This is a genomic window from Candidatus Cloacimonadota bacterium (assembly GCA_020532355.1).
GTDB lineage: Bacteria > Cloacimonadota > Cloacimonadia > Cloacimonadales > Cloacimonadaceae > UBA5456.
In genome coordinates this window covers 13,682-26,688 of sequence record JAJBBD010000103.1, presented here as the reverse complement: position 1 = coordinate 26,688, position 13,007 = coordinate 13,682, and the positions used below count along the sequence as shown (strand labels likewise).

General features: G+C 40.6%; 13 protein-coding genes. All 13 read right to left on the bottom strand.

Annotation, left to right across the window (positions count from 1 at the left end; all coding sequences use genetic code 11):
- Positions 1-4: 4 nt before the first annotated feature.
- Positions 5-1,129 carry a LysM peptidoglycan-binding domain-containing protein gene (locus LHW48_03575; protein MCB5259538.1) on the bottom strand — a complete coding sequence of 375 codons (1,125 nt, stop codon included), beginning with the start codon at positions 1,127-1,129 and terminating at the stop codon, positions 5-7.
- A gap of 55 nt (positions 1,130-1,184) precedes the next feature.
- A complete protein-coding gene (locus LHW48_03570) occupies positions 1,185-1,454 on the bottom strand; it encodes an acylphosphatase (GenBank protein ID MCB5259537.1) in 270 nt (89 codons plus the stop codon).
- Positions 1,455-1,693: 239 nt separating this feature from the next.
- The gene (locus LHW48_03565) at positions 1,694-2,722 is read right to left on the bottom strand and encodes an NAD(P)-dependent glycerol-3-phosphate dehydrogenase (protein MCB5259536.1); all 1,029 of its coding nucleotides are present in this window, start codon (positions 2,720-2,722) and stop codon (positions 1,694-1,696) included.
- Entirely contained in the window at positions 2,719-3,033 is a 315-nt protein-coding gene (locus LHW48_03560; GenBank protein MCB5259535.1) for a hypothetical protein, read from the bottom strand. The genes LHW48_03565 and LHW48_03560 overlap by 4 nt, the downstream gene beginning before the upstream one ends.
- Before the next feature lie 16 nt (positions 3,034-3,049).
- Entirely contained in the window at positions 3,050-4,186 is a 1,137-nt protein-coding gene (locus tag LHW48_03555; GenBank protein ID MCB5259534.1) for a porin family protein, read from the bottom strand.
- Between the two features lie 8 nt (positions 4,187-4,194).
- Complete coding sequence (locus tag LHW48_03550; GenBank protein ID MCB5259533.1) at positions 4,195-5,016, bottom strand: hypothetical protein; 822 nt, start codon at positions 5,014-5,016, stop codon at positions 4,195-4,197.
- Positions 5,017-5,031: 15 nt separating this feature from the next.
- Positions 5,032-6,159 (bottom strand): poly-gamma-glutamate system protein, encoded by a 1,128-nt coding sequence (gene pgsW, locus LHW48_03545; GenBank protein ID MCB5259532.1) that lies wholly within the window; start codon positions 6,157-6,159, stop codon positions 5,032-5,034.
- Between the two features lies 1 nt (position 6,160).
- Positions 6,161-6,616, bottom strand: coding sequence for a poly-gamma-glutamate biosynthesis protein PgsC (gene pgsC, locus LHW48_03540; protein ID MCB5259531.1), 456 nt, complete (start codon positions 6,614-6,616; stop codon positions 6,161-6,163).
- On the bottom strand, positions 6,609-7,802 hold the full coding sequence (pgsB, locus tag LHW48_03535) for a poly-gamma-glutamate synthase PgsB (GenBank protein ID MCB5259530.1): 1,194 nt from the start codon (positions 7,800-7,802) through the stop codon (positions 6,609-6,611). The genes pgsC and pgsB overlap by 8 nt, the downstream gene beginning before the upstream one ends.
- Positions 7,803-8,426: 624 nt before the next feature.
- Positions 8,427-10,157, bottom strand: coding sequence for a phosphoenolpyruvate carboxykinase (ATP) (locus tag LHW48_03530; GenBank protein ID MCB5259529.1), 1,731 nt, complete (start codon positions 10,155-10,157; stop codon positions 8,427-8,429).
- Positions 10,158-10,284: 127 nt separating this feature from the next.
- Positions 10,285-11,463: a pyridoxal phosphate-dependent aminotransferase family protein gene (locus LHW48_03525; GenBank protein MCB5259528.1), complete on the bottom strand. Its 1,179-nt coding sequence runs from the start codon at positions 11,461-11,463 to the stop codon at positions 10,285-10,287.
- Between the two features lie 9 nt (positions 11,464-11,472).
- Positions 11,473-12,534: an AI-2E family transporter gene (locus LHW48_03520; protein MCB5259527.1), complete on the bottom strand. Its 1,062-nt coding sequence runs from the start codon at positions 12,532-12,534 to the stop codon at positions 11,473-11,475.
- Entirely contained in the window at positions 12,531-13,004 is a 474-nt protein-coding gene (locus LHW48_03515) for a cyclic nucleotide-binding domain-containing protein (protein MCB5259526.1), read from the bottom strand. The genes LHW48_03520 and LHW48_03515 overlap by 4 nt, the downstream gene beginning before the upstream one ends.
- Between the last annotated feature and the right edge of the window lie 3 nt (positions 13,005-13,007).

Here is a 13,007-nt window from a genome sequence, read left to right as displayed (position 1 = left end):
GCCATCAATCTATGGGCAAAACCTTGCGGGGGTTTATCGCTTTTCCCTTGATGCGATACTCAAAGTGTAGATGTGCTCCAGAAGCATTACCTGTAGCCCCTACCATAGCTATTTGTTCACCTTTTTTAACTTTTGCGCCCACTGCAACAAGATTCTTCTCGTTGTGTGCATATACAGTCATAACAAAATCTGGATGCTCTAAAACTACTACATTTCCATAGGCTCCCTGCACCCCAGAGTAGACCACAGTTCCATCCAAAACTGCAAAAATGGGAGTTCCGTTTTTTGCTCCCAAATCTATTCCTTTGTGTGGTCTGCCGTTGCGTAAACCATATTCAGATATAATTTTGCCTTCTACAGGCATGACCAAGTCATCGCGTATTTTGTCTCTTTTTATAAGTTCTTCTTCGTTGATTATTGAAGATACAGTGGGGCTGCCAGATGGACGCGGGCTTCCGGCTAAGTATATTCTCTGACCTACTCTAATGTCATTTGATGTTAAAGCATTAATACGTTTAATCTCTTCAACTGACACATTGTTTTCTCTGGCTATTCTGTATAGTGTATCTTTGGGCTGAACAATATAGACTTTTTCTATAACAACTGTATCTGGTTGGGCAGTGCTGATTGTGGGGAGTTCAATGTTAGAATTGGCAGCTTGTGGGTGTGCAGTCGCATTTTCTTGTGGAGGAGCTTGATAGGGATTCTTAATTATTACACGTTGACCGGGATAAATCGAAACATCAGCGTTTTCAAAGTTGTTCCATTTCAATAGGTCTGCTAGAGGCACATTATGATTCTTTGCAATCCTAAATAGATTGTCCCCGCGCTGAATAATGTAGAAATAATCCGCTGGAAGCGATGAACGCTGGATTTGACGGGGTTCAATTGCTGGCGATGAGGGTGTTTGAGAACTGTTATCATCAGTATTTTCAAGGTTTGGATTAGTAGATGTGCTATTTGCATTTGATTGGTCATCAGAGGGTTGTGCCGTTATCTTTATTACCTGCCCAATAGATAGATTGGTACTTGTTAAATTGTTGAGGTCCATAATTTCCTGTACAGAGACACCGTATTTTTTACCAATACCGTAGAGAGTGTCTCCGCGCTTAACTATGTGATTCTGCACTTGAGCACTCATTATTGCCGGCAACAACAATAAGAAAAGCACAATGCAGATGAATCTATCTAATTTCAAAACCATGATACTTATATTCTGAATCCATTTTTTCTATATTGATTTGCCTCACCACAGAGAATCCATTTCCCCTTCGAAGCATCTCACAATAACCGTCTATAAGAGATTCCTGTGTTTCAGCAACTATGTAAACCGAGCGGTCTGCCAGATTCTTTACATAGCCACTAATGCCAAGCTGTAAAGCGCATTCTCTCGCATGATAACGAAAGCCTACTCCTTGCACCCGACCTAGCACTTGTATCTCGTAAACGGGCATAATTACTCACCTTTATATTTCAGTTCTTTGTATTTCATCCCTTGATATTTGTCAAGCATTCGTTTCGTCAATTCTTACATATCCAAACTTATCTTATGATCTTCTTTACCAAGGCCGCTGGATGCTTTTAGAGAGGCGATAAAACCGCTTTCACAGATAGCGCTTTATATATTGTAAAGATGATCATTCGTAAGCGTTTGATATATAAGTATGTTAGAGGGAATACAAGAGCAAGTATCTTATTGCTTAAACTCCGCTTTGAGATCTCGCGACATTAAATCTCGCATTGCAGTGAACGGATCTTTGTGCTCATACAAAATTTCATATACTTGGCATACAATAGGCATTTCTACTCCCAGCTTAGCAGCCAATAGATAAACAGCTCTTGTGCTAGCAATACCCTCAGCTACCATTGCCATCGAATCCTGAATCTCCTGGAGGCTTTTTCCTTTGCCAATTTCGTATCCCACATAACGGTTGCGACTGTTCAAGCTGATCGCTGTAGTAATAAGATCACCAATGCCAGAAAGCCCTAAGAATGTTTCGGTTTGGGCATGCATAGCTTTGCCCAATCTGCCTATTTCCACAATTCCGCGGGTTAGCAGAGCTCCAAGTGTATTGTCGCCGTACCCCAACCCACTTACTATGCCCGCGGCAATAGCGATGATATTTTTTACCGCGCCACCAATTTCTACTCCAATTATATCCAAGCTGCGGTAAACACGAAAATATGAATTTGAAAACACTTCTTGCAATTGCATTAATAATTCTTCATTCTGACCGGCAATAACTACTGTAGTAGGAATACCTCGAGCAACTTCTTCTGCATGACTTGGTCCCGACAAAGCGCAAATTTTGTGGTGCATTTCATGAGGTAATTCATCATAGAGGATTTGATCAATTGTCTTAAGGCTCTGTTCTTCAATGCCTTTTGCAACATTTACAAGAGCGATCAAGTTTTGATTTTGCCAAATCTTTTGAGCTACTTCATTGGGTATGGATCGAAGCGTTTTACGAATAAACTGTGATGGGGTAGCCAGTAGAATGATCGTGCTTTCAAAGTTAGCTATAGTGGAAAATGAATCTGTGTATTTAATGGAGAGTGGTAAGGTTATATCCTTCAACAGGGTTGGATTGCTATTTGTTTCTTTGAGTGAGGATAAATAACTGGCATTATATTCCCAAACCAATACTTCATGCTTGTTTTCTGTAAGCAATTTGGCTAAGGCCAAGCCCCATCCGCCACCGCCAATTACCGATATTTTCATTTTTTAATTAGTTCACAAAATGTCTCAAATTCCTCGCCATCTTCGTCATCATCAAAATCTTCATCGTCTTCGTTTCCTGCAATCCAATCCGGGCAAAAAAGAAGGTCTTCTTCGTAATCCCATCCGTCTACATTGGCAAAACCGAATTTGCTTAATGTTTCATCTTCCCAAAATGCGTAATGGCATACTCCATCAAAAGTTGTCCAAACCAATACCGGCTTTTTATAGTGACGCAGTTCTACTTTGTGATTCTCAACCAAATTAAGGAACTCACGTATTTTTTTGCGATCATTCTCTTGGTGAAACTCCATGTAATACCTCCAAGATTTAGAATTTATAGCTTACTGAAGCAGAGAAGCGGTTTTCGCTAAACTCTTTAAGCCTTAGCACACTCTCATTCGGAGACTCTACATTTCTGAATATATGCAAGTAGTCAAGAGATAATTTCCAATCTGGATGAAGTTTAAAATCCAAGCCGGCTATAGTATTGTAAAATCTGTATTCTCTACCACCGTACCATTCGCTATTACCTTGATAAAAGCGGTCTTCCAGGCTGAGTTCCAGATAGGGTTGCCAGCTTTGTTTTTGTATGCTGTCACCGCTCAGTGGCATAGATTTCATCCGCAGCACACCTCTATAGATGTTGCTATCATAACTGCCATCATCTTCATTCAGTTTGGCAAAGTTGGTATTATCGTAGCTTCTGTAAGTATAAGAGCCCTGTACTGTAAAGGCGGGGAATCTGTATCGAAGCCCCGTTTCCGTACTCACACGATTACCGTCTGCCTCAGTAAAATATTGGTTGTAATAAAGGTCTTCATAACGTATATTGCTGAATGCAGTGAGGTTTTTGATGGGACGCACAATCAAATCTGCTCGGTAATAGTTACGATTGTAGGAATATTTTTCCGCTTGATCGGTACCATCGCCATCGTTGTAATGACGATAGTAAATGTAGGGATAGTAGCCATATAACACACTTGCACTCCAATAATATCGATCTGCCCTAAATCTTATTAGAGTATCGGTTCGATATTTTTCTTTGTTACTAATGTTTTGGCTCAATCTTCCAGTAATTGAAGGCGTAAAAGTCCACCAACGGTAGGGAATGGGGTATGCCAGATCTATGCGACTGAATATATTCAGATCATCAGTTGAGTCAGCCCAATCTAGGGCTGAACTATTGTTATCCCACCTACTGATATCGTAATCTGAGAGTTGGAACAAGTTATCGGAGTATGTAGCTCCCAAACTTATTTCTCCTTCAAACTGGGCATGCGCGGCAACAGAACCAAACAGGAACAGGGCGAGGCAAAGTATTATGGGCTTGAAGTTTTTCTTTCGGGTTAAGCTTCTATCATTTCTGATTTTCTTTTCCTCCAGATTCTTCAATTCATCTTGAATATCTGGGTAGATTTCCCTTTGTACTTTGTCTCCGCTGCTTATTTCTTCGGGGCAATACATGTTCCATCCTATTTTTGGAGTAAGACCGGGCGTGCCATAAACATGTGATTTGATTCAGCCCGAAATTCATACTCGCTGCTATTTGGGTTTTTGGGTAAATCAATCTTTTTTCCGATAGTAAGATATTTTACTCCCTGAGCGCTGTATTTAGTTGTGCGCGCAAGACTAAATTCATATTCTTGTACTTTCTGACCATTGTGCCACAAACTAAATTTGGGCAATGAGCGATCTGTCAATCGAGCTCGTACATATACTATTCCATCTCGTGCATTATTGTGCGTAAAGCGAAGTACTTGAGTAGGATTAAAGGTATAGTATTCACTAGTAGTGGAATTATGAGAAATATCTATCATTCCTGCATGAGCGTTTATTTGTCGATTAGGTATTTTTATCGGCTTCACTTTGGGAATAATCTCTTCCATCTCGTATGCCCGCATATATATATGACGTTTATAGCAAAGAACTTCAATGCTATCTGTATCCTCGGGAATCTCAAATTCGATATCTTCAAAGAAGTAGTAACCATCTGCAAAATTGTTAAATGTGAGATCAAACGGAATACGGTTCTTACCTATAATGATAAAGATCTGCGGGTTTCGTGGTTTTTCGATGCTAAAGCTACGGATTTGAATACGGTTAATTCCTTCGGTGTTCAAAATCATAGTTTTTTCAGGAAGACTACGGTAATACCAATGGTTTGTTCCTTCCATCCGGCGGATTCTACGGCTTCCAGGGTTTTCAAAATCCATAATTCGGGTACGATAGTTTTGTGCCAAAACTGCAGATGCCATAAGGCAAATCATTATTATTATGCTTATTCTTTTTTTCATTTAAGTTAAAATCTCCTATAATTCGTCATCGGGATCGACAATATTGCTCATAAATCGCCGATCATGACGATCAAAAACAATAACTGCTATAATTGCAGCTACCAATATTATAAGACATATCACGGCTATTGTAACGTTATGAATAGTGGAGCTAAATACGCTGCCTTCTCCTGGAACCGGCTTGGCTTCCGAAGAAAGATTTAGATCATATTTCTGTGCCCAGCGTAGAATTCGGCGTACATGAAGAACCGGGATATTCTGTTTTGCCATCTTCATCATAACTCCTTCTTTCTCAAAATTACGTTCGGCAAGTTTGCTGTTTAAACCTTCAGGTATCAAACGCGCATTGGGCCCACTGCCCACATTTGCCAAACCAGCACCGATGTTTACGAATAGTTTGTAACGATTCCCCTTATCTATTAGTTCATCATAAGCACTCATGCGCAGGGAAACATTTTCTTCCAAATTGGCACCTAGAAGTAAGGGCACAGAGTTGCGGCTCATAGCTTCACGTAAAGATTGCATTCCAAAATCTGAAAGCCCAATGCCACGATCTTCGCTGCCACCAATAGAAGCATATTTTGCCCCAAACTTCAACAATCCCCTTTCCTTGAGTATTGCTTCCATATCCAGCCAAGTCAATTCCTCTCTATTAGCTCCATAAGAAGCAGAAGAAAGCGATACGATTATTTGGGGATCTAAATCTAAAACAGTCATTGCCGCATATAAAGCCAAGTTTACTGCTGGATTACTGCCGGTAATACCAACGGCTATTTTGTCTTTTGCTTTGGTGCGTGAAAGTTCTTCGACAAATATTGCCGCAATATTTGGATTGATTGCTGCCTGTTTTTCAGAAAGTAATCCTCTATCTGTGGTTATGGAAGACAATCGTAATCCTATCAATCCTGTTTGGAAAGGATCATTAATTGGGTCTATCTCGATGTTGCGAGCCAGAATCTCCTCTTGCAAAGTATCCAAATACTTTTGCATAAGCGTTACTGCCTCAAGTTTTGCTTCGTAATTACTGGTACGAATCTCAACAAAATTATTGCTGGCTACTAAATACAGGATTACAGAAAGAACGAAGAGCAGAATTAACGACCAACCGGATTTTAAGCTGGGACGGTACATTTTGCGATACATCCTAAACCTCCCCGCCAAAAATCACAATAAGTATCAGTTTTACCAAAATTGCTGCAATACTCATTGTAGATAAGGTTTTCCAGAAACCCTGCCGCTCAAACCAGTTGGCTATTAAACCGGGAATGATATAGCCAATAGATTGCATTTGAAGTTGATGAATAGTAAACTCGTGGAAAACCAAAAGCCGTGATGCCCATCCCAAAATGAAACCCACCAAAATGCTTAATACCATTCGGCGTTTTCCAAACAGTAAAGTAAATTTGCTTACCAAACGGATGATGCCCCAAGTTAGCAGACTTATAATTAGTGTTCCTAAAATCTGCATCGGTTTATCCAGGTGTAGAGCAATGTAGCCTGGAACAACTATACCTCCGGCAGATGCTCCCAACAGTTCAGAAAAGATCAAACTAATAATTACGCCGAGTCCAACTGCGGCTTGTACTACTGTGTCAACCACGACCAGCTCCTTTATGTGCTTTTGGTATTTTATGTTTAAAGTGTGCTACTATTTGTGCTCCGTACTTTATCTCTCCGGCAATATTGCCAATGCCCAACACATGAGCTTCTTTATTCGTAAGCTCCCATGTTTTCTTGTAAATCTCTTCTGTAAGAGGCTGCCCCATAGCAAATAGGCGGTTCTTGGGAATGCCGTGACTAAGTGCATAATCTTCTACTTTTTCGGGGATTTCTCCGGTTAGTAACACATAATCGTATTCCACCCTACTAAGCGCATCTATCAACTGCTGCGAACGGAACAATCGATCGGAGCGAGAGTTTAGAATAATGATTTTTTGCACTCCACTCAAATTGCCGGTTACCATCTTGATTATGAATACTGTAGATTCTGGATCGTTAGCGGCAAAAACATTGTAAAAGTGGATTGTTTTACCTCGATCTTCTACTATATATTTTTTGAGTGCCCCTGGATCCGGAGAAGCTTTTTGCATTCCGGAAAGTGCTACATCGCGAGGAACACCTGCTTTGGCACATACAGCAAGGGCAAGTTGCACATTGTCTTTGTGTTCTATGTAACGAAATCTACTCATTTCTTCATCAGTAATATCTGTTGGGACTACCTGGTGAATCTTCGTTTTTCGATTTTCCGCAACTTTCTTAAGTATGCCATATTGATGTGTTTCTGATGTGTAGCACAGACCATTCGATGGAATTGTATTTGCCAGGCTCATACTTACGCTTTGAACTGTGTTGCCCATAAGATCAAGATGGTCGGGACGGCAATTGGTTATTACTGAAATAGTACTCTTTACAAATCTTCTTTCGGTAATCCATTGAAATACAGGGTTCACCGCCATACACTCTATTACTATGGCATCCGGTTTTTCTTTAGCTGCATATCGATAAATGTACTTTTGCTCGATTATATTTGCGCCTTGCAATCGAATTATTGCCGCTTCTCTGCCATCCGGTAGTACTACTCGTGGTAAAGTGCCAGTAATTTTGGCTATAGTCCGCTTGCCACCAGCACGTAAGCCGGCGGCTATCAAGCGAGTTACGCTCGATTTTCCTCGTGTGCCGTTAACATGTATGCGGATTGGAATTGCCGCAACATTTCGGCAATGTCTGCGATACTCTAAAACCCAATATAAAATCAGGATCAAGGTCGCAATAATCAATATCGTCATTTATGTCCTCATAGTATTGAATATCTATGTTTTGTGGTGGGCACCATTATCTGCAATAAACCCACTTCCTGTTATTTGGAGCAATATCTATTCCAGTATCAAATTTAATATTGCCCGTTTATAAATTTACCTCTTTTCTCTCTCATAGTACATCAGGCTATCTATAACAAAGGATTCTCCCGAGATTAAGCTATACTTGCTGGATGATATCTACTTTAATCATGGCTAAGAATAGGTTAATCTAAAGGGCAGGAATATGGTGTTGGTCGAAATTGCTTACAGAAAATATGCTTGATGATCAAAAATCACTCCGAGACTGTTGCTAAAAGAAATCTAATAAACAGTGTTTTCTTATATAGAATGGTAAGCTGTTCTTGTCTGATCTATTTCCACTAACTAAGCTGAGTCCGTTGCACAACCATATATAGCAGTTTTTTATGCACGAGATATCGGTTTTGGCGGACTTTTTTTGATCGTAGCTAAGCCCACCCATCATCCTTGTAGTATGGGGCGTTGGCTCATGTCCCGATTATTCCAGTGTCTTACTCATCGGAATGCTTGGAATATTTGCGCACAATAAAGCCTCCGGGAATGGAGGCTTTATTGGGCTTTATCGGTGTTATTTTATACGTTTAACTTGAGTGCACTCAATAACTTATCTTGAGTTTCGGGCTTTTCTTTAAGGTCGCTATCTTTCAAGAAGTCTATTCGTTGCTGGAATCTGTCTTTAAGCAGCGATTTATATTCGCTTAGGTTTTCGCGTTTTGCTGGATCATATCTATCATAATATCCGGGCAGGATCTTTTCGATAGATTCTCGGGTGGGAATCATTGCTGTAGGCAATGCAGACCATTCTTCCCACTCAATCTGATCAGTTAGAATTGCTGTTTGTAAAGTAAGCGAAGTTTTTAGAGGAATAGCTTCTAGTACGCTATCAGATTCTTTCCAATAACCCCGTGAATTGAAGCAGTAAAACTCTGCTCCATTTTCGGCAACGTGGATGAAGGCTTCTACATCTCTGTATAGTTCATATACCCTAAAAGGATTGGCGAAAGGCTCGAATACAAGTTTTTTGAGATCTTCTTCGGTAACATTTTCGGCGCGGTTACGCTGAGTCATAAGAGCAGCACCCATAGCAATGGCAAGATGCTTATCTTTCAGCTTCAATACAGGAGGCAAAACGCTATCTTTCATAAGCCATACTAAGGCTTTAGGGAAGGCACAACGGTTAACATAGTTTCCTAAAAGGCTACGATCCAAAAGCGCTCTTCCGTTTTGATTGCGCAGATCTTGACCAACTGGTATGCGTTTACCATCAATATTCAAAACAGCATGATTCATCAATGCTAAAGCATATTTCCAATCTGGATGATCGGTGGGGCGAGAGTCAGTCTTATCAAATAGAGTGGGCTCCCAAGCGCGGCATACCTTGTTTTCCAAATCTATCTGGAAAGCGTCGTCATGTAAAACTACTTTAGAGAAGCCTTCAGGAAGTGTTCCGGCATTGTCGTGCGAGTTGGTATGACTGGATTTTCCAGTCCCAGAAAGTCCGTAGAAGGCAATTGAGCGTTTGCCGAATTTGTGATAAGCGGAATTCTTACAGGTACCGAAATCAATTTCCTTGATGCCACCATGACAGGCAGCCATCCCAATTCGGATACCAGAAGTCCAGGCTAAAGTCAAAGTTCCTTTCTTGCGTTCACCAAAGTAGCGCATACCCAAGTTTACAATCACATTGTGTTTTTCATCCACAAGCGCTAACTGGGGAGCGCCAACATTGTTGTAAAAAGGATCGTCACATGTCCATTCATTAAATGCTATAATAATGATATCCTGAATTGGAAGCTTGGGGCTTGTGGCGTATTTTTGGGCAACCGATTCGAATGGGGCAAAGTTCAAGAGCCAATTATATACGTTAGCAGCATCGCTTTCGGTAGCGATTAAAGTAGCTTTTATCATCAGATCTTCATCCATGCCAAGAACGGCTTCGGCTTTAAGTAGCGGATAGTGCTGCATCTGCCATACAGCTTCGCGAAAATCTCCTTCCAGCTTGTTCTTCTTGCTGCTATCCAAACGATGGTAAAAGCGTCTGGCTTTGGCGGTTCTGCCAAGGATGTTGCCATGGCAATCATTCAAAACTTTGGCGTCTGCCGGGAGATTGTGTAGTTTTACAAATTCTGGATACATGGGGATGTCCGTTATGGTTACCCCTGGTTGCTTCTTCGCCATTTCATAGGCTTCACGAATGTCAACCTTTCTTACAAGATGATTGTTCATTAGAGTCTCCGCAATCGCGCGGATGGGAGACATAGCTTTGAGGTCGCTGTAATAATCAGCACTACTCTTGCTTGCCATTATTCCTCCATCTATGGCTATTTTTTTGGTATTAAAATCAAGTAATTGGCAATTAAAACTTATTGTCTTTCTTGTCAAGCAGAGTTTTTTTGTATAAAAGCATTCACCAAATATGCTAAAACTCTGTTCAGATTATTCCTAATTCTTTGCCAATGATTTGAAACTTATCTAGGGCCATATCTAACTGGTCTTTGGTATGAGTTGCCATAAATGAACACCGGATCAAACATCCGTTTGGTGGTACTGCCGGAGGAATTACCGGGTTGATGAAAACCCCTTCCTCGCCAAGACGCGCCCACATGTTAAATGCGCGCATCATGTCTCCTACGTGGAGCGGAATAACTGGAGTACAGCTGGTGCCGGTATTATATCCCATTCTTTTAAATTCATCCATCATATAATGAGTGTTTTCCCAAAGCTTAGCAATGCGTTCCGGCTCTTCTTTCATAATCTTAAGTGCAGCTAAAACACTAGCAGTAGAAGCAGGAGGTAGAGATGCACTAAAAATAAGAGCTCGCGATTTATGCTTGAGGTAATGGATTATAGTCTCATCTGCAGCAATGAATCCACCAACAGAGGCAAGAGACTTGCTAAATGTTCCCATAATAAGGTCTGTCTTTGGAGTAAGATCAAAATGAGCAGCAGCTCCTGCTCCATTGTTTCCCAATACTCCCAAAGAGTGTGCTTCATCAACCATCAACTGAGCGTTGTATTTGCTTGCTAATACCGATATTGCGGGAATGTCTGCGATATCGCCCTCCATAGAGAAAATGCCATCTACCACAATTAGCGCAGATTCTCCTTCCAGCTTCTGCAGGCAACGCTCTAAAGATTTCATATCGTTATGATTGTAACGCACCATAGTTCCATCGGAAAGCTTACATCCGTCAATAATGGATGCGTGATCGTATTTATCAGTAACAATATATTCGTTTTTGTTTACCATAGTTGATATGCAGCCGACATTGGCTTGATACCCTGTTGGGTATGCTAAAGCAGCTTCTTTGCCTACCAACTTTGCAAGTTCGGCTTCCAATTCGAGGTGTATGTCCAAAGTTCCGTTCAAGAACCGAGATCCGGCACATCCACTACCGTATTTATTCATAGCTAATATGCCCGCTTCTTTTACCTTTGGGTGGTTAGTTAGGCCCAAATAGCTATTTGAGCCCATCATTAGCATTTTTTTACCGTTGCAGATTACTTCAGTATCTTGTTCAGAAGAGATTTCTCTAAAATACGGATAGTATCCCATTGCCATCGCTTTTTTGGCATCAGTGTAGTTATAACATTTATCCAGTATGCTCATTACATCCTCTTATATAATTCTATATTCTTTCAAGTTTATATACAACACGCTAATCAGACTGTAGATCAAGTACACAAGCGGTACAGAAACCAACATCCACAGTATTCCACCATACCATCCTCCCGCTAGAACGGTTAACAACACCAATAAGGGATGCATTTCGATGGTTGTTCCCACCACAACGGGATACACAATATTATTATCGATAACTTGAACCATCCACATCGCTAAGGCAGCATACACCATATGAATGAATGGTCCTCCTTCAAAAAAGACGGTTAAAACTGCCAATGCCCCTCCGAAAAAAGGACCAAAATATGGTATAATATTCGCCACGCCTGCGGAAATACCCAGTAACACAGGATTGCTAACCCCTACAATGCTTAGAGCTGTTGATGCCATGATGCTTACCGCAATTACCTCAAAAAGCATTGCCCGCAGATATGTTCCCACAGTTTTATCAATTCGTCCTAATAGTATAATTGCTAATTCGAAATAACGATTTGAGCTTAGCTTCAGTATGCTTTTGCGAATCTTGTACTTATCTTTTAACAAGAAGAAACTGATGAGTGGAACCATACCCAAAAAAGAAATAGCACCAATTATGCTGGAATAGTTATCCAACAGAAACTTCGGTAAGCGAGCAAAGAAATCTGTAGCTCCATCTAGCACTTCAGTGAATCGTTGAGCTAGAGATAAACTCGGTATTTTTGCATCGAGCCCAACTGCATATTCATAGATGCCATTTACGAAAGGGATTTGCATAAGGTATTGGGAACTCATAGTATCGTCATGCCCTAATATAGAAAGCAAATTATTCGCCTGAGTAGTGAGCTCCGGAATGAATCTGCTGGTAAACCAAGCTATTAGTCCAATTACACTCAAATAAAGCACTACAACTGCTCCCCAGCGCGGGAAATGTCTGTGCTCGAGCCAGCTAACCGCAGGGTCTAAAATATAGGAAAATAACACAGCGGCTACAAGGTAGCTAAATACCCAACGATAGAATATTAGAGCCGCTACTACAGTGATTGCTAAAATGATATTAAAAACTATCTTTGTCCAATTCATTGTCTATCTTGTGAGTTATCAGTTAAAACGATGTTACTTAGTTCTTTGATTATAGCTCTTAAAATCTTCATTCCAGCTAGAGGACGGGATTTTATATAATCATCAAGATCTGTGCGAGAGATTCCTAGTACAACTACTTGGCTTTGAGCAATTGCTGTGCTACAACGTTGTAAAGAGTGGAACATGTCAAATATCCCCAGATGTTGTCCTTTTCTTAGTACCTTGTCGTAACTATTCCCTTTGTTTCCTTTTAACAGGATTTCGCCAGATTGGATAAAGTAGATTACTTCCAGTGGGTATCCAGATTCAAAGATCACCTCTTCCGGTTGAAACTTTCTTACATGCATCAATTCATCTAGTAAGAACAAATCAAATGATCCAAGTTGCTCAAATATGGAATATTCCTTCAGCTGTAAATAGGTTTGACGACCTTTAAACCAAGCACCTATCCAATTGAGTATTCGTTGCATGCT